The 26564-nt window shown below is 41.3% G+C and carries 31 protein-coding genes; 18 read left to right on the top strand and 13 right to left on the bottom strand.

The features are described from left to right. Nucleotides 1-46: 46 nt before the first annotated feature. The 4 genes from HRT96_RS13205 to HRT96_RS13190 all read right to left on the bottom strand — a co-directional run bounded on the left by HRT96_RS13205 (nucleotide 47) and on the right by HRT96_RS13190 (nucleotide 3408). Complete coding sequence (locus HRT96_RS13205; protein ID WP_293157402.1) at nucleotides 47-1171, bottom strand: homogentisate 1,2-dioxygenase; 1125 nt, start codon at nucleotides 1169-1171, stop codon at nucleotides 47-49. 24 nt (nucleotides 1172-1195) lie between these two features. Beyond that, entirely contained in the window at nucleotides 1196-2284 is a 1089-nt protein-coding gene (gene hppD / locus HRT96_RS13200) for a 4-hydroxyphenylpyruvate dioxygenase (RefSeq protein WP_293157399.1), read from the bottom strand. Between the two features lie 151 nt (nucleotides 2285-2435). Then, complete coding sequence (locus HRT96_RS13195) at nucleotides 2436-2849, bottom strand: hypothetical protein (protein ID WP_293157396.1); 414 nt, start codon at nucleotides 2847-2849, stop codon at nucleotides 2436-2438. 70 nt (nucleotides 2850-2919) lie between these two features. Continuing rightward, complete coding sequence (locus HRT96_RS13190; protein ID WP_293157393.1) at nucleotides 2920-3408, bottom strand: DUF4442 domain-containing protein; 489 nt, start codon at nucleotides 3406-3408, stop codon at nucleotides 2920-2922. Between the two features lie 458 nt (nucleotides 3409-3866). On the opposite strand from HRT96_RS13190, the gene HRT96_RS13185 reads away from it, so the two are divergent. The 4 genes from HRT96_RS13185 to HRT96_RS13170 all read left to right on the top strand — a co-directional run bounded on the left by HRT96_RS13185 (nucleotide 3867) and on the right by HRT96_RS13170 (nucleotide 7887). Continuing rightward, a complete protein-coding gene (locus HRT96_RS13185) occupies nucleotides 3867-4178 on the top strand; it encodes a helix-turn-helix transcriptional regulator (RefSeq protein WP_293157390.1) in 312 nt (103 codons plus the stop codon). 31 nt (nucleotides 4179-4209) lie between these two features. Further along, on the top strand, nucleotides 4210-4305 hold the full coding sequence (locus HRT96_RS13180) for a hypothetical protein (RefSeq protein ID WP_366051785.1): 96 nt from the start codon (nucleotides 4210-4212) through the stop codon (nucleotides 4303-4305). Between the two features lie 242 nt (nucleotides 4306-4547). Beyond that, nucleotides 4548-5546: an SEC-C metal-binding domain-containing protein gene (locus tag HRT96_RS13175; protein ID WP_293157387.1), complete on the top strand. Its 999-nt coding sequence runs from the start codon at nucleotides 4548-4550 to the stop codon at nucleotides 5544-5546. A 331-nt stretch (nucleotides 5547-5877) separates the two neighbouring features. Then, nucleotides 5878-7887 carry an RNA-binding domain-containing protein gene (locus HRT96_RS13170; RefSeq protein WP_293157384.1) on the top strand — a complete coding sequence of 670 codons (2010 nt, stop codon included), beginning with the start codon at nucleotides 5878-5880 and terminating at the stop codon, nucleotides 7885-7887. A gap of 158 nt (nucleotides 7888-8045) precedes the next feature. Here HRT96_RS13170 and HRT96_RS13165 read toward each other — a convergent pair whose 3' ends face one another. Continuing rightward, a complete protein-coding gene (locus tag HRT96_RS13165; RefSeq protein ID WP_293157381.1) occupies nucleotides 8046-8909 on the bottom strand; it encodes a YicC/YloC family endoribonuclease in 864 nt (287 codons plus the stop codon). Between the two features lie 121 nt (nucleotides 8910-9030). Between HRT96_RS13165 and rph the strand changes: the two genes are divergently transcribed. Together rph and pyrE are read left to right on the top strand one after the other, a co-directional pair. After that, nucleotides 9031-9762 (top strand): ribonuclease PH, encoded by a 732-nt coding sequence (gene rph, locus HRT96_RS13160; RefSeq protein WP_293147749.1) that lies wholly within the window; start codon nucleotides 9031-9033, stop codon nucleotides 9760-9762. 133 nt (nucleotides 9763-9895) lie between these two features. Then, nucleotides 9896-10537 carry an orotate phosphoribosyltransferase gene (gene pyrE, locus HRT96_RS13155; protein ID WP_293157378.1) on the top strand — a complete coding sequence of 214 codons (642 nt, stop codon included), beginning with the start codon at nucleotides 9896-9898 and terminating at the stop codon, nucleotides 10535-10537. 162 nt (nucleotides 10538-10699) lie between these two features. Here pyrE and slmA read toward each other — a convergent pair whose 3' ends face one another. The 3 genes from slmA to coaBC form a co-directional block, all read right to left on the bottom strand. Next, a complete protein-coding gene (gene slmA, locus HRT96_RS13150) occupies nucleotides 10700-11293 on the bottom strand; it encodes a nucleoid occlusion factor SlmA (protein ID WP_293128818.1) in 594 nt (197 codons plus the stop codon). A gap of 28 nt (nucleotides 11294-11321) precedes the next feature. Next, nucleotides 11322-11777 (bottom strand): dUTP diphosphatase, encoded by a 456-nt coding sequence (gene dut / locus HRT96_RS13145; protein WP_293128816.1) that lies wholly within the window; start codon nucleotides 11775-11777, stop codon nucleotides 11322-11324. Between the two features lie 93 nt (nucleotides 11778-11870). Beyond that, on the bottom strand, nucleotides 11871-13088 hold the full coding sequence (coaBC, locus tag HRT96_RS13140) for a bifunctional phosphopantothenoylcysteine decarboxylase/phosphopantothenate--cysteine ligase CoaBC (protein ID WP_293157376.1): 1218 nt from the start codon (nucleotides 13086-13088) through the stop codon (nucleotides 11871-11873). Between the two features lie 213 nt (nucleotides 13089-13301). Between coaBC and radC the strand changes: the two genes are divergently transcribed. The 5 genes from radC (at nucleotide 13302) to mutM (ending at nucleotide 16042) form a co-directional block, all read left to right on the top strand. Continuing rightward, entirely contained in the window at nucleotides 13302-13976 is a 675-nt protein-coding gene (radC, locus tag HRT96_RS13135) for a DNA repair protein RadC (protein ID WP_293157374.1), read from the top strand. Nucleotides 13977-14127: 151 nt separating this feature from the next. Further along, entirely contained in the window at nucleotides 14128-14364 is a 237-nt protein-coding gene (rpmB, locus tag HRT96_RS13130; protein WP_006030956.1) for a 50S ribosomal protein L28, read from the top strand. Nucleotides 14365-14375: 11 nt separating this feature from the next. Then, nucleotides 14376-14531: a 50S ribosomal protein L33 gene (gene rpmG / locus HRT96_RS13125; RefSeq protein WP_006030957.1), complete on the top strand. Its 156-nt coding sequence runs from the start codon at nucleotides 14376-14378 to the stop codon at nucleotides 14529-14531. Nucleotides 14532-14677: 146 nt separating this feature from the next. Beyond that, nucleotides 14678-15145 (top strand): hypothetical protein, encoded by a 468-nt coding sequence (locus HRT96_RS13120; RefSeq protein WP_293157372.1) that lies wholly within the window; start codon nucleotides 14678-14680, stop codon nucleotides 15143-15145. Between the two features lie 84 nt (nucleotides 15146-15229). Beyond that, nucleotides 15230-16042 (top strand): bifunctional DNA-formamidopyrimidine glycosylase/DNA-(apurinic or apyrimidinic site) lyase, encoded by an 813-nt coding sequence (mutM, locus tag HRT96_RS13115; RefSeq protein ID WP_293157369.1) that lies wholly within the window; start codon nucleotides 15230-15232, stop codon nucleotides 16040-16042. A gap of 12 nt (nucleotides 16043-16054) precedes the next feature. On the opposite strand, the gene coaD is transcribed toward mutM, so the two are convergent. From coaD to HRT96_RS13100, 3 genes are all read right to left on the bottom strand, one after another. After that, nucleotides 16055-16549 carry a pantetheine-phosphate adenylyltransferase gene (gene coaD, locus HRT96_RS13110; RefSeq protein WP_293128806.1) on the bottom strand — a complete coding sequence of 165 codons (495 nt, stop codon included), beginning with the start codon at nucleotides 16547-16549 and terminating at the stop codon, nucleotides 16055-16057. After that, complete coding sequence (locus tag HRT96_RS13105; RefSeq protein WP_293157366.1) at nucleotides 16546-17595, bottom strand: UDP-N-acetylglucosamine 2-epimerase; 1050 nt, start codon at nucleotides 17593-17595, stop codon at nucleotides 16546-16548. The genes coaD and HRT96_RS13105 overlap by 4 nt, the downstream gene beginning before the upstream one ends. Before the next feature lie 88 nt (nucleotides 17596-17683). Further along, the gene (locus HRT96_RS13100) at nucleotides 17684-18691 is read right to left on the bottom strand and encodes a glycosyltransferase family 9 protein (RefSeq protein WP_293157582.1); all 1008 of its coding nucleotides are present in this window, start codon (nucleotides 18689-18691) and stop codon (nucleotides 17684-17686) included. 88 nt (nucleotides 18692-18779) lie between these two features. On the opposite strand from HRT96_RS13100, the gene HRT96_RS13095 reads away from it, so the two are divergent. Both HRT96_RS13095 and HRT96_RS13090 read left to right on the top strand, forming a co-directional pair. After that, nucleotides 18780-19487: a 3-deoxy-D-manno-octulosonic acid kinase gene (locus HRT96_RS13095; RefSeq protein ID WP_293157363.1), complete on the top strand. Its 708-nt coding sequence runs from the start codon at nucleotides 18780-18782 to the stop codon at nucleotides 19485-19487. A gap of 94 nt (nucleotides 19488-19581) precedes the next feature. Then, entirely contained in the window at nucleotides 19582-20247 is a 666-nt protein-coding gene (locus HRT96_RS13090; protein WP_293157360.1) for a TetR/AcrR family transcriptional regulator, read from the top strand. Nucleotides 20248-20338: 91 nt separating this feature from the next. On the opposite strand, the gene waaA is transcribed toward HRT96_RS13090, so the two are convergent. Beyond that, nucleotides 20339-21646: a lipid IV(A) 3-deoxy-D-manno-octulosonic acid transferase gene (gene waaA / locus HRT96_RS13085; protein ID WP_293157357.1), complete on the bottom strand. Its 1308-nt coding sequence runs from the start codon at nucleotides 21644-21646 to the stop codon at nucleotides 20339-20341. 133 nt (nucleotides 21647-21779) lie between these two features. Between waaA and glpE the strand changes: the two genes are divergently transcribed. The 3 genes from glpE to hldE are packed head-to-tail and all read left to right on the top strand — an operon-like array spanning nucleotide 21780 to nucleotide 24398. Next, entirely contained in the window at nucleotides 21780-22100 is a 321-nt protein-coding gene (gene glpE, locus HRT96_RS13080) for a thiosulfate sulfurtransferase GlpE (RefSeq protein ID WP_293157354.1), read from the top strand. Between the two features lie 10 nt (nucleotides 22101-22110). Next, nucleotides 22111-22959, top strand: coding sequence for a rhomboid family intramembrane serine protease GlpG (gene glpG / locus HRT96_RS13075; RefSeq protein ID WP_293157351.1), 849 nt, complete (start codon nucleotides 22111-22113; stop codon nucleotides 22957-22959). 17 nt (nucleotides 22960-22976) lie between these two features. Beyond that, nucleotides 22977-24398, top strand: coding sequence for a bifunctional D-glycero-beta-D-manno-heptose-7-phosphate kinase/D-glycero-beta-D-manno-heptose 1-phosphate adenylyltransferase HldE (gene hldE, locus HRT96_RS13070; protein WP_293157348.1), 1422 nt, complete (start codon nucleotides 22977-22979; stop codon nucleotides 24396-24398). 86 nt (nucleotides 24399-24484) lie between these two features. Here hldE and HRT96_RS13065 read toward each other — a convergent pair whose 3' ends face one another. Beyond that, on the bottom strand, nucleotides 24485-24883 hold the full coding sequence (locus HRT96_RS13065; protein ID WP_293157345.1) for a flagellar basal body-associated FliL family protein: 399 nt from the start codon (nucleotides 24881-24883) through the stop codon (nucleotides 24485-24487). 173 nt (nucleotides 24884-25056) lie between these two features. On the opposite strand from HRT96_RS13065, the gene HRT96_RS13060 reads away from it, so the two are divergent. Together HRT96_RS13060 and ubiA are read left to right on the top strand one after the other, a co-directional pair. Continuing rightward, entirely contained in the window at nucleotides 25057-25653 is a 597-nt protein-coding gene (locus HRT96_RS13060; protein ID WP_293157342.1) for a chorismate lyase, read from the top strand. 17 nt (nucleotides 25654-25670) lie between these two features. Further along, complete coding sequence (gene ubiA, locus HRT96_RS13055) at nucleotides 25671-26531, top strand: 4-hydroxybenzoate octaprenyltransferase (protein WP_293157339.1); 861 nt, start codon at nucleotides 25671-25673, stop codon at nucleotides 26529-26531. Nucleotides 26532-26564 lie beyond the last annotated feature (33 nt).

Here is a 26564-nt window from a genome sequence, read left to right as displayed (position 1 = left end):
GTGTTCGTTAAATGTTTTATCTGTTGTAGGTGTATTTTTAATCACGTCATTCTTTCCAGCTTTCGACATAACCGTGCCATTCCACATCTTGCATCAGGGAGCCAATATCCAGGCCATCGCGAGTATCAATCATCACTGCTACTTCATCTGTTGCTTTGCGCTGCGACTTACAACCGGCGCGATAGGCTTTAGGATGAGGGCCATGCGTAAAACCACAAGGGTGGAAGGTCAACATGCCGGGGTCAATATTGTCGCGACTAAAGAACTCGCCTTGGTGATAAAAGATAACCTCATCAAAGTCATCATTGTTGTGGTAAAAGGGCACTTTCAATGCGCCCGGATCGGTTTCCATTGGTCTGGGCACGAAAGTACACACCACAAATCGGCTGGTGACAAAAGTGGAATGCGCAGACGGTGGCAGGTGACAACGGTGGCTCATTAACGGGCGAATATCTTGCCAATTGATCCGGACTACCGACACATCGCCATGCCAGCCCACCACATCAAGCGGGTTGAAAGGGTACTCAATAATCGATAGTTCATTAAAACGTTTAAGCACCACTTGCCAGGGCTGTTCGTCTTGTTGTTGCAGGTAGGCGGTGTCTATTTCTGGGGTATCCAGTACCGCTTGATCAAATATGGCATGCTGGCCGACAATGGTTTTATCCGGTAAACCATAATAATCATTGGTGGCTTCGATCATCAATAATGTGATGGGTTCGGCAGGTTCTAAGCGCCATAAACAAGAACGTGGAATTAATACGTAATCGCCTTGTTTAACACTCAAATGACCGTAATCACAAAACAATTCGCCGTGACCTTGATGGATAAATAACAGATCATCCCCGTCAGCATTTCTGACCAAGGTTTGCATGTTTTCGTTACATCGCCAGAAGCGGATCTGACAATGGGCATTTTGTAACAGCAGTGGCGCATCCCAAGGCGATATTTGCGAGTAGGACAGTTTTAATAGGTTATATGCCCTTGGTCTGTGATTACCTGACCATGCACTCCAGCCTGTCGGTGGATGTTTATGATGCAGGTGTGTTGCGGGCCCATAGAAACCTTCCCGACTGACTTCTCGCTCAAATATACCTTGTTCAGGCAGATCTGCATGCGCCTGCCGAGAATAGGTGCCTTTGCGTAGTGGAAAGCTGATTCTACGGATCATAGTTATTCCTGTTAGCCACTGTGTTTATTTATATTTTGTCGAAAGTACACCGCGCGCAAGCTGGTCTCTTTCAATTGATTCGAATAAAGCTTGAAAATTACCTTCGCCAAATCCTTCATCGCCTTTACGTTGGATAATTTCGAAGAAAATAGGGCCGATTAAGGTCTTGGTGAAGATTTGCAGTAATAGGACTAATTTGCCCGATTCGATATGACCATCAATGAGAATACGATTTTTTCTAAGTTGCTCAATCGCTTCATGATGACCGGGCAAACGCTCTGTGATCATGTCGTAATAGGTGTCGGGTATATCCAAAAACTCGATACCGTTAGCCCTTAACGTCGAAACAGTTTGATAAATATCATCTGTGCCTAAGGCGATATGTTGGATCCCTTCGCCGTGGTACTCCTGCAAGAACTCTTCAATTTGTGATTTATTATCGCTGCTTTCATTTATGGGAATGCGCAGATTTCCGCACGGGCTGGTCATGGCGCGGCTGCGCAACCCGGTCATGGTGCCTTTAATATCAAAATAACGGATTTCTCGAAAGTTAAAGATGCGCTCATAAAATTCAGCCCACGGATCCATATGGCCACATTGCACATTGTGAGTCAGGTGGTCGATATAAGTGAGTCCTGCCGATTTAGATGCATCTTCAGTTTCGCCAGTTAATTGAAATTGTTCCTGATAAAGCCGTTTCCTCACATCATCATCGACTAAATACAGCAGGCTTTCGCCAATACCGTAAATAGCCGGTACACCGAACTCAAGAATTTTACGCTTACACGGTTTGGCTTCACGGTTTAACGCATGTTGATAGGCTTTATTCGCATCGGTGACTTTAAAACCCATGGCACAGGCAGAAGGACCATGTTGCTCTGCAAATTCAGAGGCGAAACCGCGACCTTCTGTGCTGACCAGAAAGTGGATTTCACCTTGTTTGAACCAAGTTAACGGGCGTGTTTTATGTTGGGCAAAAGGATAAAAACCTAGTTGCTGGAAAAGCGCGGCAAGTTGTTTTGGATCGGGAGACGAGAATTCGACAAATTCGAAGCCTTCGGTCCCAGCAGGATTACTAAACAGCTGTTTAGTATCATCATACGCGTGGTCCATTTTGACCTCCTTTGCAGACTCTCGAGTTGCAAAAAGCCTACAAATTTAAAAGGAACTTAGAAGCTAGTATGGACGATTTATGGTGGTTTTGCTTTAGTGAGGCCTCAAAAGAAAGTATTCGATTAAGGCCTCATTCTATTTATTGAATTGCTTAGGCGGTCGTTGGTGCTGTATTGGCTGTTACTTTCAATAATTTTGCTGTGTACAGGCTGGTCCAGATGAGACCTAAAATTTGTGAGGGTAAGATAGTAATAATAATATTGGGTGTGTCATTCAAATAATGTGAATAATAACTGACAAATAAGGTGAGTAATAATGGGGTAATAACTGACGCTGGAATCATAATAAATCGCGGTGTTCGTTTACTCGCACAGATCTGGTCCATAATAAACGTCATGAAAAACCCCAGCAAAGCACTACAGATAAACTGCACTGCTGCAGCTTGGGACGCAATTATAATTCCGTCGGTATAATTGGCATATAACGCCCAGCTGCCATATAACAATCCCGCGATAATACCGGTAACAACCGCTGCTTTGGTGATTCTGTTTTTAATTGCATTCATTTTAAAATCCTTTTATAAGCAAACAATCCATTTAAAATCCGTCTGTTAATAGAGTGCGTGATCAGTGATGTTATTTCTTTTTTGGAACCCATGCCCAAATGAATTCAGCATCAACGGGATTATTACCAGCACTATCTGTAATAACAACTTGTACAGATGTCTCACCTTTGGCTGTATTTTTTATCTCTGATATTTGAGCTTCGGTTAAACTTGCTGCCGCTTTTAAATTGCCGTCTGCGCGACGGGTATAATTAATATTCATCGACTTGAGTAACGGAATACGATCGTCAGGAACGTGCATGCCAACTAAAAATCCAGTTGCAGACTCGCCCAATAATGCCGTTGCTGCAGCATGAATACCACCAATATGATTTTGTACAATGTCGTTATTTTCGAGTGTTAGTACTGCATTGTTAACATCAAGTGATTCAACTTGAATACCGGCTCTACCAAAGTATTGAATGGTTTCACCAAACATTGACGATAGCTGTCGTGAACTTTTGTCTGCTGGTTGAGATGAAATTTTATTTACAATTGTGCTCAAATTGTTAGTCGTCATTAATTAGATTCCTTAATTTATATATCGTTATATCCGTATCAAAATATTAACTGCGCTGGTTAACTTTGTCGGGGGGGATTTAATGAAAATCAGTGGTTTAATCTAGTTTCAATTTAAAGGTAAATCAACTTCTACTGATTGTTTAGCCTATTTTGGTGTACCTATTTGGGGATGAGTTTGATTTGTTGGATTTAATTGTGAGGAATGTCTCAAATGAAATGAACTTGGTATGGATAAAACCGATATGCGTATTGCTATGAAGTGGTAACGCTCTACATTGCTCAATCCTTAATGAATGATCTTTAAAGTCGTGCAATATTTTCATGGCGGTTCAGGAATTGTATTGATGATTCAGTGATAAAATAATAAATACAACACTTAAGTTGTTTAGATGAGATTTAACAACTACGATGTTGTAAATGGCATGGTTTACAGCGTATAGGTTGTTTGAGGTTATAATGGATAAGATTGAAGAGATTACTAAGGTACTTAGCGATAGACGTAAAGAACTTGGCATGGAACAAGCCGATATGTATATGCGTATTGGCATGAAGCAGCAACAATATCAGCGAATTGAAGCGGGCAGTGATATTAAGCTTTCAACATTATTACGAGTACTGGAAGGGTTAGAACTCGAACTTTCTATTTCCCCAAAAGGTAAATCAAAGCCACTTCAGCAAATTAAAGTCGCAACGCCAGACACTGTTCAATCCTTAGAAGATGATACCGACGACCCCGATTTCTGGTTTGGTTCTGAGGGTAGAAAATGAGTAAACAGATGGACATGCTAAAAACTTTTCACTGTTTATTGATGCCAACGGTGCTTATCGACTAACTCCTTTTTACGATATTTTATCCAAACAGCTAAAGCAGTCGGTTTTTAAATCGATACGATGAGCGCTATTTTAAGGGCGGTCGCAGCCAGTATAGACCCCGTTATTGCCAAGGTTAGAGCGCAGTTGCCCGCAGACTTTCCTGTACATATTAGAGATGTAATATTGGACGGTTTAAAAGCCAGATCAAGTCGATGAAGTAAAGTGGACGAAAGTTAATAAGTAGAGATGAAATAAAACTTACCTGTTATAGCGTGTTAAATTGTTTTTAACGGTTGTAGCGTGTAAAAATTAAAAGGCGATAAAATGAAAGTAGGACGCAATGACCAATGCCCCTGTGGTAGTGGTAAAAAATACAAACGTTGCTGTATGGACGCAGCTGCAAAACAACATACAGAAGTCATCGATGACATCAGCCAAACCATGGCAATGAATCCGAACCTCAACATGGATGATTTGAACTTGGTGATCCAGCATAAAACGGCTGAGCGTAATAACCGCCCTAATGAGGATTTCTGTGGCCTCACGCCAACGCAAATAGCCAACTGGCTGTATGCACCGTTTAGCGAATTAAAGGACGTTAATATCACTACGCCTGAGGACTTGGCAACCAGTCCGGTAATGCAGTATTTGTCTTTGCTCTTAGAAGACGCAATGCAGCAAACAGGCTCGATAAAAGCCACTGAGAAAGGCAATCTTCCCACCAAATTGGTTAAGCAAGCCAGCGCGTTATTGCCAGAATTTGCAGTGGCTAAGTATCAGACTTTGCCGAGCATTAGCGAGTTTACTGGCAGTGACGAAGATAAATTTAATGCGCTGCATTATACCCGTGTATTAGCAGAACTAGCCGGGATCCTGCATTTAAAAGGCGGGCGTTTTCATGTGAAAAAAACGGCGCGAAAACAATATCAACAGCACGGTATTAGCGCGTTCTTCCTGCCCATGTTAGAGGCTGCTACTAGTCAATATAACTGGGGCTACATGGATGCATGGTCTTCTGATATTGATGTGCGTACGTTCTGGGTGTTTATGCTCTGGCGCCTGCAAATTCATGGTTCAATGGAAACATTAAGTGATGAAGTGTGCCGTGCTTTTCCCGACTTATTAAAGCCGCTGCCAAGGGCGGATCATCTTTCATCTCAGGAGCAGTTAGCTAGTATCATTGAGTCTCGTTTTATAACTCGATTTTTGCAATTCTGGGGTTTTGTCACGCTTGATCCTAGAATGTATGTCGATGGGGTCAAAGTGCCGCGAGATCTACAGATTCAGCCGTTACTAAAACAAAGCTTCGGGTTTGACGCATAGGGTTAATATTGGTGGTGATTGATTACGTTTATCGAGTTTGTGGGGAACCGGTGCTGAAGATAACAAATCGGTCACTAATTTATAGGGTGTTAATGTTACTTTTATGAAATCTAGAAACGAGTAACCCCTCGCGGTGCGCTGTTCTTACGGATAGCGGGAGGGGTATTGTCGGGTTAATTGTAGGCTCCCTTAGTTTTTTATCAAGTTCGTTTCAAATTCATTTTCAGTATAACTTGAACGCGTGGCTGATGTTAATTACAGAAATGTTTAATTAAAAGCAGTATGATGTATAACATTGAAATCGACAAATTTAATGGAAACGTATCACCTAATGCCAAATCTTATTTTAAACCAATTATCTGATATTGAGTTATTACAAGAAAGTTGCGAGGTTGAATGCAAGCTTGCTGGTGGCCGAGATGGCTGTGGTGCAGTCCCTGGTGACATGTGGGAAAGCTATAGTGCATTTGCCAATACCCGTGGCGGTGAGATATTACTTGGCATTAAAGAGAAGAAAGGGAAATTTACTCTCGAAGGCATTAAAAACCCTGCGCCTTTAGTTAAAAATATTTGGGATACGGTTAATAACACCAACAAGGTGAGCCATAACTTATTAAATGAAGTAGATGTTTCTGTTATTACGATAGCTGGAAAACAGCTTATTAGAATTTTAGTGCCCCGTGCACCAAGAGAAGTTCGTCCAATTTTTATTAACGGTAATCCACTCGCTGGATCTTATGTTAGACGCTATGAAGCCGATCAAAAGTGCTTGCCTGACACTGTAAGTCGTATGATAGCTGAACGTGAAGATATACGAGATAACCGCATTTTAGAAGGTTATGGCTTAGATGATATCGACGTCGAGTCATTGCGAATTTATCGGCAAATGTTTATCGACGCGAAACCACAGGGTCACCCATTTTTAGAACAGGATACTGCGGGTTTTCTACGAAGCATTAAAGCATGGAGAAAAGACCGAAAGACTCAACAAGAAGGCTTAACCTTAGCGGGTTTAGTCATGTTTGGTACTTGGGATGCTATTCAAGACGCCTTGCCTAATTACTTTGTTGATTACCAAGAAAAAGACGACAGCTCACACCGCTGGATTGATAGAGTATTTCCCGATGGTTCTTGGTCGGGTAATATTTTTGATTTCTATCGCAAGATTTTTCGTAAACTGACTGCTGATTTTAAAATAGGTTTTCAGTTAAAAGATGGGCAACGTATTGATGATACACCTGCACATGAGGCAATTCGTGAAGCTTTGGTTAATATGCTTGCGCACGCAGACTACACCAGTGATAGTCCATTATTTATAGAGAAACATCCCGACTTTATTGGATTTCGTAACCCCGGTTTAATGCGCGTTCCGGTTAAAGACGCGATTGCGGGAGGTGATAGCCTTTGCCGTAATCCTGCGATCCATCAAATGTTTCTTAACATTGGTTTAAGTGAGAAAGCAGGCTCGGGCATCCCTAAAATTTACAGTAATAGTCGCAGCCAGAATTGGCAAACACCGAACCTTTATGAAAAAGACTCACCAGAGCAAACTCTGTTAGAGTTGAGAATGGTGAATCTAGTCTCTGAAGAGATGCACTCTAATTTAATTGAACTCTTTGGATCTAGTTATAATGCACTTAGCGAGCTAAAGCGGTCGATTCTAATTACTGCAGCTACCGAGTCTTGGTTTAACCATGAGCGCATTTTCTCGTTAACATCAAAGCACACAAGAGATATCACTTTAGCCCTATCGCAACTTGTAAAAGGTGGCTATTTGGCATCAGGTGGTAACCACAAGGGAAAGGTTTACCACCTAAAAGGTGTTGATGTCCCGACACCAGATAATGATGCTGGAAAAGGCATTACCTTTGTTTCTTCGCCCGATCTTTCACAATTATCACTGTTTGGCGAAAATGAAGAGTTTGATAGCAAAAGCCCGGACCTAAACGTCGAAAGCCCGGACTTTGATAGCAAAAGCCCGGACCTAAATGTCGAAAATCCGGATTTTGATAGCAAAAGCCCGGACTTCAATATTGAAAGCCCGGACCTCAACGAAGAAAAGCAGCTATGGCAAGAACTACTTGAAATAGCGTCGCCAATTCGAAATGGATCATATCGAGCCAAACGTAACGATATCGAAAAAGTAATAATTCAATTATGCGAAAAATCGGATCAGAAGTACTTAGGGCTGGCTGATATAGCAAAGTTATTAGGCAGGAATACGGATACATTAAGAAAAAGTTACCTTAGTCCAATGTTAAAAAATCAGCAATTGACGTTGGCGTATCCAACTAAACCAAATCATCCAAATCAGGGCTATAAGATTAAGAAAGGAAGCTAATGATAACCAAAGAGCAACTAGGATTGTTGTACCTAGATTGGTTTTAGCTTAAAGGTTTCCGTTGAGTATGTTGTACATATTAGGGTGTAGCAACAAAAAAGCCTCGTAATCACGAGGCTTATCAGGTGGCTGCGTTCTATTGGAAACGTATCAAAACATCATTCTATATTCTGTAACTGCTCTCTCATTTGCTCAATTAAAACTTTAAGCTCTACCGCGGACTTAGTAATATCTGTACTAATCGATTTTGAACCTAAGGTATTTGATTCACGATTGAATTCTTGCATCATGAAATCAAGACGACGGCCACAAGCGCCACCTTTCTTCAAGATACTGTGCGTTTCTGTTACGTGGGCATTTAAGCGATCGATTTCTTCGGCTACATCTAACTTCTGCGCCATTAAAATAAGTTCTTGTTCAACGCGGGTTTCATCTAGTTCGATCTTCGCATCGGCGAATTTCTTTTGAATGCGTTCACGTTGCCATTCGATGATTTCTGGCATTTTACTGTGCACAAACGCCGCTTGTTCTGTGATGCCGGCTAAACGTTGTTCTAGCATGGCTTGCAGTTTTTCACCTTCAGATGCACGAGACTCTAAAAATTCAGTCAGGGTTTCGTTGAAAAAGCTTAATAGGTCAGTTGATAACTCGCCCATGTCTTTTTCTTCGGCTTCCATTACGCCAGGCCAGCGTAGAATATCAACCGGGTTCAGTTTGGCTTTACCGGCTTTTTTCGATACCCAGTTGGCACTTTCAATTAATTTTTCGGCTAACGCTTCATTGAGTTGTAATGCACCGCTGTTTGTTGAGCTGGCTTCAAAACGCATGCTACATTCTACTTTTCCGCGTTGTAATTGTTTACGGAAACGCTCACGTAGTACCGCTTCTAAACCACGAAATTGTTCTGGTAATCGGATGTACGTTTCCAGGTAACGTTGGTTAACCGAACGGATCTCCCATACAGCTGTACCCCAATCGCCTTTAAACTCTTTACGGGCATATGCCGTCATACTATGAATCATGTTAAATCCGTTAATTAAGTAAATTAAGCTAATTATACCTGTAGGTTATTACAACTTGCTATAGCGATAGTTTAGCTTAGCTCATATAATATTGGTTAATCATCCTTGAAGAGTCAAAATAATGCGTCCAAGTCAAAGAACATTAGGTCAAGTTCGACCTGTAACAATTACCCGTAACTTCACCGCGAATGCAGAAGGTTCTGTCTTAGTTGAGTTCGGTGGTACGAAAGTATTGTGTACTGCGACTGTTGAAAAGGGTGTACCACGTTTCTTAAAAGGCAAAGGCCAAGGTTGGGTGACAGCTGAATACGGCATGTTACCGCGCTCTACGCACAAACGTATGCATCGTGAAGCCGCACGTGGTCAACAAACGGGACGTACGATGGAAATTCAACGTCTGATCGCGCGTTCATTACGTGCTTGTATCGATCTTGAGTCATTAGGTGAGCACACAATTATCATCGATTGTGATGTTATTCAAGCTGACGGTGGCACGCGTACGGCTGCTATTACAGGCGCTTGTGTGGCATTGGCGGACGCGATTGAATTTCTGATCCGTAAAGGTAAATTAACTGTCAGCCCAATCAAATTTATGATCGCAGCTGTGTCTGTGGGTATCTATAAAGGTGAAGCTGTTTGCGATTTAGATTACGCAGAAGATTCTGACGCTGAAACAGACATGAACGTAGTGATGACTGAAACCGGTAAATTTATCGAAATTCAAGGTACTGCAGAAGGCGTGCCGTTTAGCCACGAAGAAATGTTAGACATGCTGGCGTTAGCGAAAGAGGGTATCGAGATGATCATTATCGAACAAAAGAAAGCACTCGGTGATAGTTTGATTAAAGCGTAAAGCTTGTTAGAATAGCGGCGCTTATCGTTAGCCGCTCACGCTAACAATATTAATTGCCTAATAATATGCCCCATATTATTAGGCTTTTTAGGTGAAATAGCGTTTAGCTAACTAATCATAATAGGGGAAAACGATGAAAGATTATCAACGCGAATTTATTGAGTTTGCTTTAGAAAAAGAAGTGCTTAAGTTTGGTGAATTCACTCTAAAGTCTGGTCGTACTAGCCCTTATTTCTTCAATGCCGGTTTGTTTAACACGGGTCGTGACTTGTCCCGTCTTGGTCGTTTCTATGCCGCTGCTTTAGTTGATTCTGGTATCGAATACGATGTGGTATTTGGTCCTGCCTACAAAGGTATCCCAATTGCGACGACAACTGTGGTGGCGCTGAACGATCATCATGATATTGATGCACCTTATTGCTTTAACCGTAAAGAGAAAAAAGACCACGGTGAAGGAGGTACATTAGTCGGCGCTGCGCTTGAAGGTCGTATTATGCTGGTTGATGACGTGATCACTGCAGGTACCGCAATCCGTGAATCAATGGACATCATCCAAGCACATAACGCGGAACTTTCGGGTGTGTTAATTGCGCTAGACCGCCAAGAAAAAGGCAACGGCGAGTTATCTGCAATCCAAGAAATCGAACGTGATTATGGTTGTAAAGTATTATCAATTGTGACGTTAGCTGATCTTGTTTCTTTCTTAGCGGATAAGCCGGAAATGCAACAGCATCTTGAAACTGTAAAAACATACCGTGAAAACTACGGTATCTAATCAGCATCTTTAACCGCACGGTTAGACGTTGTTGGTTAGACATGAGCTGTTATGAATATACAGCTGTATAAAAAATAAAAGGCTACCTCGGTAGCCTTTGTTGTTTTTACACTTCGCAATTGGAATTACACATTAATGTTGTCGTGATTAACGTTGTAACTATTAACTTTGTAATAGCTGCTTGTGTAAGAAGTCCCACTGCTGATCAAAATCGGTGGTTGGTTTTAACGCAAAGCGGGTACGTACATATTGATTAATACGCCCTTCTGCATACGCCAGTAATAAATTTGCCAACATACTTTCATCTAAATTAAAGCCAGTGCCGTCACGCATTTTCTTTTCACGTAGCACTTGTTTTAAATGGGTTTCAATCTTTGCGTACAGTGTGCTGATCTGCTGGCTAAGACGCTCGTGCTCACCTTGCAGTGCATCGCCAGTCATAATGCGGGTGATGCCGGGGTTACGCTCGGTAAAGACCAACAGCAGATGCAGGATGTGATGACAACGCGTAATGGTATCTTTCTCTTCATTTAATATTTGATTAATACCGGCTAATATTGAATCTTCGATAAAGGTAATTAAACCTTCAAACATACGCGCTTTGCTTGGGAAGTGACGATAGAGGGCTGCCTCTGACACGCCGACTTCTTTGGCAAGTTTAGCGGTCGTGATACGCTGACCTGGATGGGTCTCCAGCATATGTGCTAACGCTTGTAAAATCTGTTCTCGACGATTCTTTTTAGTGCTTGTTGACATCTTTTTCATCCTAGAATGGTGTTAACCGTTATTGCTTACCCGAATGGCCAAAGCCACCTTCGCCGCGTTCACTACTATCAAACTCTTCAACTATGGTGAGTTGTGCTTGGATCACTGGCACTATCATCATCTGAGCAATACGATCGCCCGGTTGAATACTGAAGCTATCTTGACCGCGATTCCAACATGAGATCATTAACTCACCTTGATAATCAGAATCAATTAAACCCACTAAGTTACCCAATACAATACCGTGTTTATGGCCTAAGCCTGAACGCGGTAAAATGGTTGCTGCCATGCTTGGGTCGGCAATATGAATGGCAATGCCCGTTGGGATCAAATGCGTTTCGCCGGGGTTAACCGTTAATGGTTGTGCCAGGCACGCACGCAGATCTAAACCTGCCGAACCCGGTGTTGCATAACTTGGTAATGGAAATTCGGTACCCACGCGTGGATTTAATATTTTAACTTCTATTTTTTTCATTGTTTGCTTCACTGAATATATCAATTGATGGCTCGACTGTGCCTTGCGTTAGCGCAACACACGGTAAACTTTTGAGTATAATTTTAATTATGGCTAGGTATTCGCATTGAACTGCGTGGCAATTAACTGCAATAATTGTGCTGCCACATCTTGTTTGCTCGCTAATGCAATTTGCGTCATGCCTTGTGGCCAGAATACGGTTAATGCGTTGTCTTCGGCATTAAATCCTTGGCCGGATTGTGACACGTCATTTGCGGCGATCATAGCAAGATTTTTACGTTGCATTTTGTCGCGTGCATAATGTTCAACATCTTGTGTTTCTGCAGCAAAACCGACAGTAAAAGGATAATTTTCGAGCGCTGCGACATTGGCAACGATATCGGGATTTTTGATCATGCGCACGATCATTTCGTCGTTATTGGTCTTTTTGATTTTTTGTTCGGCAATTGTTTCTGGGCGATAATCGGCTACCGCTGCACAAGCAATGAAAATGTCTTGTTGATGAATGTCAGACATAACGGCATCGTGCATATCCAGTGCACTGATCACTTTTACTATATTGCATTCGGCTGGTGCGGCTAGTGCCACTGGACCGCTTACGACGGTCACATTGGCGCCGAGTGAACGCGCGGCTTGGGCAAGGGCATAACCCATCTTACCGGAACTGTGATTACTGATGTAGCGCACCGGATCAATTGCCTCGCGGGTTGGTCCGGCGGTGATCATGACATTTTTACCCGCTAATAATTGCGGTTGTGCTTGTTGGATAAAGTAATCAACAACCGCGGTCACGAGTTCATCTGGATTCACCATTCTACCGGGACCTACATCGCCACAAGCTTGCGCGCCTGCGGCTGGGCCCCAAAGTGTTATTTGGCGTTGTTTGAGTGTGGCTAAGTTCGCTTGGGTTGCTGGCGCTTGATACATCACTTGATTCATCGCGGGTGCAATGGCAATCGGTGCTGGCGTCGCTAAGCATAATGTCGAGAGTAAATCATCGGCAATACCGGCGGTTAACTTGGCTATAAAATTAGCAGTGGCGGGCGCGATCAATACTAAGTCTGCCCATTTAGCTAATTCAATGTGGCCCATGCCGGCTTCGGCTGCAGGGTCGAGTAAACTATGTGAAACGGGGAATCCAGAGACTGCTTGCAGGGTAAGCGGGGTAATAAACTCTTGCGCCGATTGGGTCATTACAACACGGACTTCTGCGCCGCGTTCCGTTAATCGACGGGTTAATTCCGCACATTTATAAGCGGCTATGCCACCTGTAATTCCGAGCAAAATGCGTTTATTGGCAATAGCAGTCATTGTGTATTCCACGTTAAAATCTGAAAGGATATTCTAATAACGCAATAACAATACCATAATTAAATTCGCAGATGCTAAGGTTTGTTGTTAATTTTATATGCAGCATTATTAAATTCATAAATTTGAACTATTTCACTGTTTTATCATTAGCCGCCCCTTTTTTTCAGCTAATTACTAAGCTAACGGGATGTTATGTTAAATGGTGGGGAACAGATGAAATTAAAAGCGTTACCTAGGGATGAAATGCCACGCGAAAAATTGGTTAAATTAGGCGCAAGTTCATTATCGGATGCCGAATTGTTGGCGATATTCTTACGCACCGGCATCAAAGGCACCAATGTCGTTGCACTGGCGAGTAATATTCTCGCTGATTTTGGCACCTTGCGGGCGTTACTGGCGGCGAGTGAGCATGAATTCTGCCAAACTAAGGGACTGGGGGTGGCGAAATATGTGCAATTACAAGCCGTGGTGGAAATGTCACGCCGATTTTTAGCCGAAAAATTGGAACGGAGTAACGTGTTAACCAGCCCACAAGAAAGTCGCGATTACATCCGTGCTAAATTGCGCGATCAGCCTCATGAAGTATTCGCGGTATTATTTTTAGACAATAAGCACCGAGTTATTCGCTTTGAGGAGTTGTTTTATGGCACAATAGACAGTGCTAGTGTTTATCCGAGAGTGGTGGTTAAAAAAGCGTTGGAAAGAAACGCGGCGGCAGTCATTTTTGCCCATAATCATCCCTCTGGCATTGCTGAACCCAGCCATGCCGATCGTATGATCACAGATAAACTTATCTCAGCCTTACAATTAATTGATGTTAAAGTACTCGATCATTTTGTTATAGGCGACAGTGACATAGCAAGCTTTGCAGAGAGAGGGTGGGTGTGAAATTGCGATTTTCACTCATCATTGAAATATAAAAAGCTTGCTCTATGTTTTTATTTACTGTATAAAATGCGGCCTTTAGCACGCGTCTTGGGCGACGGCCAACAAGACGCTGTATATTTGCTCGAGCAAGAAAATATTTGGAGAAGACGACATGTCTAAAGTATGCCAAGTCACTGGTAAAAAACCAGCTGTTGGTAATAACGTTTCTCACGCAAAAAACCGCACTCGTCGCCGTTTTTTGCCAAACCTACATACACACCGTTTTTGGGTTGAGAGCGAAAACCGCTTTGTAAAATTACGCCTTACTTGTAAAGGTATGCGTATTATTGATAAAAAGGGTATCGATTCAGTTCTTGCTGAAATGCGTGCCCGTGGTGAGAAGGTTTAAGGAACTCTATTATGCGCGATAAAATTCGTTTGAATTCATCTGCTGGTACTGGTCACTTCTATACCACTACTAAGAACAAAAAAAACATGCCTGAGAAAATGGAGATCAAGAAATTTGATCCTGTAGTTCGCAAGCACGTTATGTACAAAGAAGGTAAAATCAAGTAATCCTTGGTTTTATGTACAAATATTTAAAACTCAGCTTTTGCTGGGTTTTTTTTTGCCTAAAATTCCTTATTCCTCGCTTGCCCAATCCGGCGTTTTCACGTAATTTGCATATACTTATTGAAAAATCAGCAAGAAAGGATTTGCGCGTGCAGTTATCACGACGAGGTTGGAATAACGTATTAATATTTGCAATATTGGCGATGATGCTGATATTTCAATATTCAGGAAAAAAAATAGGCGGTGGTGGTGATGCTGTTAGTTATTATCAAACTGCGCTACCCCAGAATGCGATCGTATTGTCGATGCAGTTTGATAATATTCAAATTCAACGTGTTGGTAGTCAGTTGGCGACTAAACCAGAACTGGGCTTATCACAGCCGCAATTGCAGCAAATTATTAAAGCGTGGGAAACGGCCACGTTTAAACCTGTGGCCGAGGGTGTTGTCATCGCGAATCTCGCTTATGGTATTAACATTTCCTTCGAATTGGCGAACTTAGCCGAGCCTGTTACGCTGATTTTATATCAAATTAATAACGGTTATTTGTTACAAAATTGGCAGCGTCAGTTATTGCACATCGATGAGTCTGAATTACAAGTGTTATTACCTCGCTAGTCACCTCGCTAATCGTTTTATATTGTTCTCTATTCTTTAATCGATCTCATTAGTTGATTTAGATTTTACCTATTGGATGTCACCATGCCTGAATTACCGGAAGTGGAAGTAAGCCGTCAAGGCATTGCCCCTTATCTCGAAAACGCCCAAATCACGCAGATAATTGTGCGTAATGGGCAATTACGTTGGCCGGTGCCAATGGCGTTGCAAGATGCGGTGGGCTGTACTGTGATAAGTGTGCGTCGCCGGGCTAAATATTTATTATTAGAGACGGAAAAAGGCACCATCATTATTCACTTGGGCATGTCTGGTAGTCTAAGAGTGCTTGATTCAAGCGTAGCAGTCGAAAAACATGATCATGTAGACATAGTGTTGAATTCAGGTAAATGTCTTCGCCTGAACGATCCTAGGCGTTTTGGTTCGGTATTGTGGCAAGTCGGTGATGTACTTGAACATAAGTTATTAGCCAGTTTAGGACCAGAGCCGTTAACCGATGATTTTACTGCGCAATGTTTGTTTGACCGTTCTCGATCACGCAAGATACCGGTTAAGTCATTCCTGATGGATAACCATATTGTGGTGGGCGTCGGTAATATTTATGCTAACGAAGCGTTATTCTCGGCGGGGATTAATCCGAAACGGGCGGCGGGTAATGTGTCTTTACAACGTTACCAGATACTTGTTGAGGAAGTGAAACTGGTATTGGCTAAAGCGATTGCGCAAGGCGGCACCACGTTGAAAGATTTTACCCAGACCGATGGTAAACCGGGTTATTTTGTACAGGAATTACAGGTATACGGCAAAGCAGGAAAACCGTGTCCCAAGTGTGGTGAGGAATTACAAGCGATGAAGATCGGCCAGCGCAACACGATTTATTGTAATCAATGCCAGCGCTAGCTTAAGCTTTACTTAACGGGCTGTATTTTCGGCAATTTTATCTAAAATGGCCTGGCACACGATGGGGTCGACAAACTGAGCCACATCACCGTTGTGAATCGCGACTTCTTTCACCAATGTTGAAGAGATAAATGAATTCTCTTCCGACGGTGTTAGGAACACGCTTTCTAAATCGGGGCTTAAACGACGGTTCATATTCGCCAGTTGGAATTCGTACTCAAAATCAGACACTGCTCGTAATCCACGGATCAGTACTGATGCGTTATATTCTTTTGCAAAATCAACTAACAAACCGCTAAATCCGACCACTTCCACATTGTCTAAATGTGCCGTCACGTCTTTGGCTAATTGCACGCGTTCCTCAAGGTCAAAGAAGGGTTTCTTGGTGGCGTTGAAGGCCACCCCAACAATCACGTGGTCAAACAATTTTGCTGCACGTTCGATTAAATCGGTATGACCATTGGTGACGGGATCAAATGTACCTGGGTAAATTACTTTTACTGTCATGATAGTTTCCAGTATCCTAATTTTTTTCTTAATTTCAGTTGGCGTAATAGGTTTAATGGCTTGGTTTTTAATGAGTCAAAAGTGAAGTTATCAACTGCATCTAATACTCTGGCACTTGAATTACCATCTGTATACGCATGAATATGTTTTATGTAATCATCAATGTGTCGCATGAGTTCATCTGGCTGTGTTAACGCTTCTGTTAACGCCGATTCAATTTGCTCTGGAGTGCTGACATTGATGAGGTGCTCTCCTTGCTGGTTACCTTTAAAGGTGACCACTGGTTTTCTTTGTAGTAAGAACATCAATAATACTGATGACGTATCACACAGCATCACATCGGCAGTTTGTAATATCGGAATGACGTTATCGGTCTCAATAAATTGTAAATTATCACTGCCTAATGCTTTATATTTTTCAACAATTTCGCGATCCATTTTAGGATGGAATTGTACTAACCAGCGCCACTTACCTGTTTTTGATAAGCGTGCGATCGTATCATAAACGTGAGGTGCGCAAGTTAAATTACGAGAAAATGTTGAGCATAACAATACAGTCTTACGATTATCGTTGAGAGCGTGATAAGGGTTATTGGCTGGTGCTAATGAAAATAGCGGGTCGACAGCTGGCCAGCCCGTATCTGTGATTTTAAAGGTTTGCTCTGATTTAGCCAATTTAGAAAATTGCTGAGTTACTTTATGCCCAAATGTACAATATAAGTCAAAACATCCTCGGATTTGATAATGATCTTCTTCACCTCGACGATTCAATTTTCCTGCATCAAAGCCATGGAAAATGCCAACTTTAATACCCGGTATGAAACTAGGTACAACGTTACCAGGTACAAATACAGCAAAAGGGTTGAAAGACTGTATTGCTTCTACTGTGATTAACTGTGCTTCATCCGCCGCTAAATAACTCGCGTTAACATTGGGTTCTAGATACCACTTTACAGCACCACCTCGACGTTGAATTTCGGCTTGTAAAGGTCTTAATATTGCGAAGCTGTAATTTTGGCTAATGTAAAAAAGATATTTTTTTGGCATGATCGCATAACTCGTATTCTGATTTTTATTTGTGAGTAACCTATAAGGTACAGCTGAATTCTATATAATTCTAATATAAATTGACTATTTAAAGCCATCTTTGTAAACGAGACTTTACTTGAGCAACCGAAATTTCATCCATTAAATTAGGACCTTTCGCTCGTTGTCCCCATTCACTGTTGGGTAAATGTTGGTGATAGACTTCGGCGACATCGTTAAGGTTATTGTAAGGGCCTGTACGGCCTGGATTGCTGTGCGCATATAATCCAATTACAGGTGTACCGACGGTGGTACTCATGTGTGCTGGGCCGGTATCTGGTGCTAATACCAGGTCGGCATGTTTTAAAATAGCGAGTAATTGTTTTAACGATGTGTGACCAACAAGGTTGTTAATCGGTGCCATCGCAATCTGAATTATATCTTTAGCAAGTTGTTTTTCGCTGTCAGTTGGGCCGCCACAGATAGATACTTGATAATTATTTTCATGCATATAATTGGCTATTTCAGCATAACCTTTGGTCGACCAATTACGTTCTGCTTTACTTGCTGATGGGCAAATAATAAAATTTTTCTTTTCGTGGCTTAACTGCGAATGCGCCCATAAATTATCTTGGGTTGAAAGCGGGATGTTCCATTGTGGTGGTGCGACTGGGACACCAATTGCTTCGGCAAATGCCATAAAGCCATCGAGTACATGCGGTTGTGATTGGGGTTTTATTTTATGATTGGTAAATAACCACTGGCCTTCTTTGGCTCTGGTTTGATCAAAACCCCAGCGCTGTGTAGCTTTAATGCATAAACTCGCGATGCTGGCTCTGAGTGCGACTTGCATATGCAGTAGTATATCAAACTGACGGTTATTTAATTTTTTACGCAGATCTGAATAACCCTTTAAACCGGTTTTTTTATCAAAAATAATGAATTCAACATTGTCGATGTCCCCAACTAACATGGCTTCAATTTTTCCGATAACCCAAGTGATCTTTGCTTTAGGGTATTGTCGCTGAATTGCTTGTACAACAGAAACAGCATGGCAAACATCACCAATTGCGGAAAAACGTAAAATACAGATACTCTGTGGAGGGGTCATATTCATCATTTCTAGTCGTTGAATGTAAAAGGCTATTATGCAAATCGTTTGAGGTAATGTAAAATTTATCGGTGAAGTATTTTTTGGAGAGCACATGTTAATACAGACACAAGGCAATCGAGTCTTATTTTTTCAGGACGAATTAAACGCTGAGATCACCCCAGAATATTTTGACGGGGCACATTGGCAACATAACAATGCGATAATTGGATCCGCGTTTGGTCGCGGTATTACCTGGTTTTTTAAAATAAATAATGATGAATTTGTACTACGCCATTATCACCGTGGAGGCCTTATTTCCAAGTTGATTAAAGATGCCTATGTTTATACTGGACTTAAAAATTCCCGAGCATATCAAGAGTTTGTTGTTACGCAGCAACTGGTAGATAAAAAATTACCCGCGCCAAAACCCGTTGCCGGTCAGATCATTAAGCAAGGGCTGTTTTATCAAGCTGATTTGATTACCGAGAAGATCTCTGGTGCCAAAGATTTAGTCGCTGTGTTAAAAGAGCGCGCGTTGAGTGATGTTGAGTATCAGCAGATTGGTATTATGATCAAACGCTTTCATGATGTTAATTTATGGCATGCTGATTTAAATACCCATAATATTATTCTCGATGGGCAAGGTAAGTGGTGGCTGATCGATTTTGATCGCTGCAAGTTTAAACCTGCTGCAGATAGCTGGAAACAAGCCAATCTAGCTCGGCTTAAACGTTCTTTTGTGAAAGAACAAACTAAAGATACGGCGTTCAAATGGCAGTTGTCTGACTGGGATTTGTTATTGGCTGGTTATCAACGTTGAGCGAATGTTCTAACAATAAAATATTACACTGTGTCATTTCGCACTAAATGTGCGAGTATTAAGAAATCTATTATAAATCAAAGTGGTCATTTTCATGAAAACCAGAGATAAGATCATTCATGCGGCTCTTGAGTTGTTCAATGAATGTGGAGAGCGGAATGTCACTACCAACCATATTGCCGCGCATTTAGGCATTAGCCCTGGCAATCTTTATTATCATTTTCGTAATAAAGAAGACATTATTGACTCAATTTTTGATCAGTATGTAAATTATTTAGCTGACAATTTTCAACCTCACAATGAAGGTGAAGTGACATTGGAAGTGATGATGCGTTATTTAGATTCAATGTTTGAAACGATGTGGCGTTTTCGCTTCTTGTATTACAGTTTACCGAGCTTGTTATCTCGAGACCCGAACTTACATAAGAAGTATTTAAAATTTCAAGAAATTTCTGCGCAGCGTGAAGTTGATCTGCTCTTTTCTTTACAAAAAAATAATGTGGTCAATATCCAAATGGAAGATCTGGACGAGTTGGCCAATTCTATTAAGGTTGTACTGGTTTCTTGGGTAAGTTATCGCACCACAATCAGTAAAGATGCAAAAGTATATAAGACTGATATTTATTGCGGTATTCTGAAGTCACTCTTTATGATGAAACCCTATTTCACTGAGCAAGCCCTTGTTGATTATAAGCATATGCGTGAATATTATTTACGCTTAGCCACGGCTGAAACAGTTGTCCCTGATATTAATGGTTAATTGTTTTAACGCGAGTCGATAGATGTACAATATGGTTTTTCTTATCGCTAATAATGTTGTCGATTAAGATAAACCATATTGATGATAGCCACTATTTGGTATTGGCGTGATTGATCGTTTGGTCGATGTAATAGGTTAGTGTTTGCATTATTTTGCTTAGTGCGCCTTTGTTCTTCTCCACGACATGCTTTGCTTGTTGACCCATCGTTACTGCAATCTCTGGTTGTGACATCAATTCATTTATCTTATTGGCCAATTCAAGCTCATCATTGACGACTGCAACGCCATTACAATCGAGTAATTGCGCCGTTACATCAGCAAAGTTAAAATAACTTGGACCGGTAATACAGGCTTTTGATAGTGCCGCAGGTTCTAATAAGTTATGTCCACCGACTTTATCACCAATTAAACTGCCACCCATAAAGCAGATATCACTGGCAGCGAGTAGGATCGGCATTTCACCCATGCTATCCCCTAAATAAACATCAATATTACTTAGGTCATCAGTTGCCTGACCTTGGCTTCGTCGCTGAGTTTTCGGGAACTTACTTAAGCACAGAGTCGCAACATCATCAAAGCGTTCTGGATGGCGAGGCACTAATATTAAAACCGCATTAATATGTTGCTGTTTTACTTTCTCAAATGCCGCAAGCACTATCTCATCTTCACCTTTATGTGTACTGGAGGCAATGACGACTGGACGTTGTTTGCCAAGTTGTTGGCGCAGTGATAAGCCGTTATTGATGATGCTCTCTGAGAATTGAATATCAAATTTAACGGTACCTGTGACAGAAAGTTGGGATTGGCTTAAGCCTAACGTTTTAAAACGACGCTGATCATTTTCATCCTGACATAATATATGGGTTAACTTTTGTAATGGTGCTGAAAACAATGACTGAAAACGCTGGTATTTTTGTTGCGATTTTTCAGACAAGCGCGCATTAACCACTATGGTCGGAATACCTTGGTCTTTACAGATCGTCAGCATGTTAGGCCATAACTCGGTTTCCATGATTAAACACAGTGCTGGATTCATACGCTTGATAAATTGTTTTACTGCACAAGGATAATCGGCAGGGAAGTATCTGTGTTCAATGTTGCCTGTTAAAGCCGCTACACGCTCTGCACCAGTACTTGTGGTCGTGGTGATAAGTAATGGTAGCGCTGGATATTGCTGTTGCAAGGCGTTGATAATTGGCGTTGCTGCAATCACTTCCCCAACTGACACCGCGTGGATCCAAATTGGTTGCTGTGCTTGGGCTAATTCAGGGGCGATACCGACAAATTCTTTCCAACGCTCACCAATGGGCGGTTTACCTTTCTTAGTTTTCAACAATAAAGAAAATATCAACGGTGAAGTTGCATAAAGTAGCGTGGTGTAGAGAGTTCGGCTAAGCATTCAATATTCCCTTCTGTATCAATATAAGCAATGTGATAATATCATCATAAACTAATAGTTCGTTCGTGAATCATTAAATTCAATCTTTAATGTGGACATCATCGAACGAAAAAAATTATATTTAAGGTGTAGCATGGATAGTTTTAAACATATTTCAATTAATGAGGTCCAACAATTAATCAGCAATAGTACAGGCGTTAAAATTGTCGATATTCGTGACCCTCAATCATTTACAGATGCACATATCGCAGATTCATTGCATCTTACTGATTCAGTGTTAGGTAACTTTATGCAACAAACTGACTTTGATAACCCTGTTGTTGTGGTTTGCTATCACGGTCGTAGTAGTCAAGGTGCAGCGCAATATTTAGTTGAACAAGGTTTTGAAGAGGTTTATAGCATGGACGGTGGGTTTGAAGCTTGGCGTCGAGAATGTGCATTTGTATCAAAATAGGTAAATAGTAATGATCGAGATTGGTGTAATTAATAATCCACGCATGGCGCAGGCTTTTGTGGATTATTTAGCGGTACAAAAAATTGAGGCAAAAGTTGCACAGACAGACGATGGTTTTGCAATTTGTTTACCTGCGATGACCCATGTTGACGTTGCATCGCAAGAACTTGATTTGTTTTTGGCTGATCCTTACCAAGATAAATACCAAGCGGCCTCTTGGGATGTTGCTGATACGCGTACCGCGAACTTCAGTTATGGCTCGGGTAATATGTTGGCTAACTTTTTGATGCATGCAGGTAAAGTGACGCTCACCGTTTTTGTCTTAAGTGTGATTGTCTTTGTGGCGATGTATTTTAGTATGTTGACACAAAATGAATTTATTTATGCTGCGCTGCATTTTCCTTTTGAGTTAAGTGCTAGTTCACTGAGTGAAGTTTGGCGTTTATTTACGCCTGCGCTCATACATTTTTCAGTCTTACACCTGGTATTTAATTTATTATGGTGGTGGTATCTTGGTGGTCAGATTGAAAACAAGCTAGGTAGTAAAAAGTTGTTACTGTTGTTTTTAGTTGCCGCGTTAATACCCAATATCGGTCAGTTTTTATTATCTGGTCCTAATTTTGGTGGTTTATCGGGTGTGGTTTATGCGCTGGTCGGTTATATTTGGTGGACTGGTTGGTTAGCGCCGACACAAGGTCTTAATTTACCTAAACCTTATGTTGGTTTTATGCTGGTTTGGCTGGTACTGGGGTTTTTCCCTATCTTTGGCCTTAATGTTGCGAATGCCGCACATGTACTTGGTTTAATGGTTGGTTGTGGCCAAGCATTTTTAGACCATAAATTTAAATCTTCTAATTAGAAATTATCGAGAGAACAATGGAAATCATTTTACCTGACTTTAACAATGCAAAAATATTAGTCGTTGGCGATGTCATGTTAGATCGTTATTGGACGGGCGATTCGAGTCGTATTTCTCCAGAGGCACCAGTGCCTATTGTTAAAGTGAATAATGTTGAAGATCGTCCTGGTGGTGCCGCTAACGTGGCGCTTAACCTTGCGGCGTTAGGCGCGAGTGCGAAACTTTTAGGCTTAACGGGTAATGATGAAGCTGCACAAGCGTTATGCGGTAAAATGAATGCTGTCGATGTTATTTGTGATTTTTTGCAATTAGATGATTACCCAACGATCACTAAATTACGGGTATTAAGCCGTGGCCAGCAAGTGATTCGATTAGATTTCGAAGAATCTGTGGCGGCGGTGGACACGCAACCGCTTGTTGCTAAAACTATCGCTAACTTAGCCGATTATTCCGTGATGATTGTGTCGGACTATAACAAAGGCGCTTTGGTTGAAGTGCAACAAATGATCCAGGCCGCAAAGCAACAAGGCGTTAAAGTTTTTGTTGATCCAAAAGGCTGTGATTTTGAAAAATACCGTGGGGCGACCTTATTAACGCCAAATTTATCGGAGTTTGAAGCGGTTGTTGGGCATTGTAAAAGTGAACAAGAACTGGTTGAAAAGGGCCGTCAGTTAATTGCACAATATGATTTTGGAGCATTACTGGTTACGCGTAGTGAAAAGGGCATGACGTTAATTCGTGCAGAGCAAGATGAGTTTCATTTACCTGCATTAGCACAAGAGGTGTATGACGTGACAGGTGCGGGTGATACGGTTATTTCGGTATTAGCTGCGGCTGTATCAGCGGGTTCATCACTCGAAGAAGCTTGCGCATTAGCAAACGCGGGGGCCAGTGTTGTGGTTGCGAAAATTGGTACTTCGACGGTAAGCCCGATTGAATTAGCTAACTCTGTCTACGGTTCTCATGAAAGCGGCTTTGGGGTATTAAGCGAAGAACAGCTAAAGATTGCGGTTAAATTGGCTAAGTTACGTGGCGAAAATATTGTCATGACTAATGGATGTTTTGATATTCTGCATGCGGGTCACGTGTCTTATTTAAATTCTGCGCGTAAATTAGGCCAACGTTTAATTTTGGCGGTTAATTCCGATGCTTCAGTGCGAGGGTTGAAAGGCTCTGGTCGTCCGATCAATACTTGTGACCGCCGTATGACGGTACTTGCTGCATTAGGTGCGGTGGATTGGGTCGTTGAATTTACTGAAGAAACACCAGAGCGCTTAATCTCTGAATTGCTACCTGATGTATTAGTTAAAGGTGGTGATTACAAAGTGGAAGAGATCGCAGGGCATAAACAGGTATTGGCGAATGGTGGCAAGGTTCGAATTTTACAATTTGAAGATGGTTGTTCTACGACTGCGATCATTAATGCGATTAAAGGTTAACGCTATTTCAGATAATGAGTGACTAGCTGATGTTGTGACGACGTCAATTGATAAAGGAGTAGGCCACGCGGCATACTCCTTTTTTATTACATTAATAAATATTTGGTAAATAATAGATTTTCAATAACGGCTTCGCCAGTCTCTTGTTTCAGTAAGCTGTTCACTTCATTTTGGATCTCTTTTCTGATCTCTTCTCGACCAGTCAGTGAACGTAAATGTTGAGGTGATTGTTGACCCAATAATGAAATTATTTTATCTCTGATCAAGGGTTCATGCATTTCAATAATGTCCAAACCGTTATTGTCAGCCAGCATAAATTCTACAGATACATTGATAAAACCAATCTTGTTCGTTTCACTGGTATAGTTAGTTATAATATCGGGTTCTAAACCGAAATAAATATACACAGGTTGGTGATCGTTAGCTGATACGGCGGTGGATAGTGAAGCTGTGACCATACTTAATAGCCAGAATAATTTATTCATTTACCGTATCCTTAGTAAAATGAGAGATGAAAAAACAAGGTTGTGACTCAGTATACTCATTTTCAATTAATTAATTACATAAATCAGCCAACAAGTTACGTCCTTGCTTACAATCTTGAGCTGAATAGCAGATAATTACGCCAGATCTTGTTGTTAAAAAAGTAATTTATACTATGCCTGAAAATATAAATAAGAAGCGAATAAGTTCGTTGTCGTTACCAAATTATCCGATTGGCTGTGAGTCTAAATGGTTATGGCCTACCATATTAGAAGATAAACTATCTGCGCGCCTTTATGATTGGTTAGTTGATACGGGTTCACTAACAGCAAGACTGAAACAATATTGTCAGGAATTTACTGTTGAAATATTAACGGAAGGCAATTATCCATTATCTGATGATGAAAAGATAAAATTAAACCTAGTTGAAAATGTCGGCTTTGTGCGTGAAGTGCTGTTAAAATTGGACGGTACCCCTTGGGTTTTTGCGCGTAGTGTGATGCCGCTTAATATGTTGACTGCGCCTGGTGGTGAACTAGAGCAATTAGGTAATCGGTCATTAGGTAGTGTGTTATTTAGTGCGCCAGATATGCAGCGCAGTGAAATTGAGATAGCCGAGTTTGATGCTCAGAGTAACGTTTATGGCTTATCTTGCCAGTTAACGTCAAGCCTGAAAACATCATTATTTGGTCGTCGCTCATGTTTCCTGCTCGGTGGGAAATCATTACTGGTATCCGAAGTGTTTTTACCTGATGCATTGGCATATAAATAAAAAAGGATGTGAAGTATATGTCGTTGATAACGGTGAAAATAAAAGATTACATCCAGCTTACTCGTGTGGATAAACCAATCGGTACCTTGCTTTTATTGTGGCCTACGTTGTGGGCACTGTGGATAGCGGCTGAAGGATTACCAAAATTAGATGTATTGCTGGTATTTACATTGGGCGTGATCTTAATGCGCTCGGCAGGTTGTGTTATCAATGATTTTGCCGATCGACGTGTTGATGCTCATGTAAAACGCACTGAGAATAGACCGATTGCCGCTGGACGTATATCGAGTCGTGCGGCATTGATATTTTTCTTTGTCTTGACCTTATTGGCATTTTTGCTCGTACTCACCATGAATAAATTGACGATAATATTATCGTTTGTGGCAGTGGGTCTTGCCGCGTGTTATCCGTTTATGAAGCGCTATACGCACTTGCCACAAGTGGTATTAGGGATGGCATTTGGTTGGGCTATTCCGATGGGATTTGCGGCGCAATTAGATACAGTTCCGAACTATGCATGGTTATTATTTGTCGCTAATATTTTATGGACCGTGGCGTATGACACCTTATATGCCATGGTTGATCGTGATGATGATTTAAAGATTGGTATTAAATCTACGGCGATATTATTTGCAGAAAATGACAAATTGATTGTTGGTTTATTACAGTTATCATCATTATTATGTCTTGGTATGCTTGGCTGGTTATTAGTATTACCTAGCGTGTATTTTATGGGGTTAACGATAGTCGCTGGTTTGTTTGTTTATCAACAGAAATTGATTGTTGAGCGTGACCGAGAATCTTGTTTTAAGGCGTTTTTACATAATAACTATGTTGGTATGGTTATGTTTGTGAGTCTGTTTTTAAGCTACTTGTAAGCGTTTAATGCACATGATACACAATAACAAAAA

This window comes from Moritella sp. (genome assembly GCF_013215705.1).
GTDB lineage: Bacteria > Pseudomonadota > Gammaproteobacteria > Enterobacterales > Moritellaceae > Moritella.
Note: the sequence above shows the minus strand (reverse complement) of the source record. Positions and strands in the feature narration are given on the sequence as shown.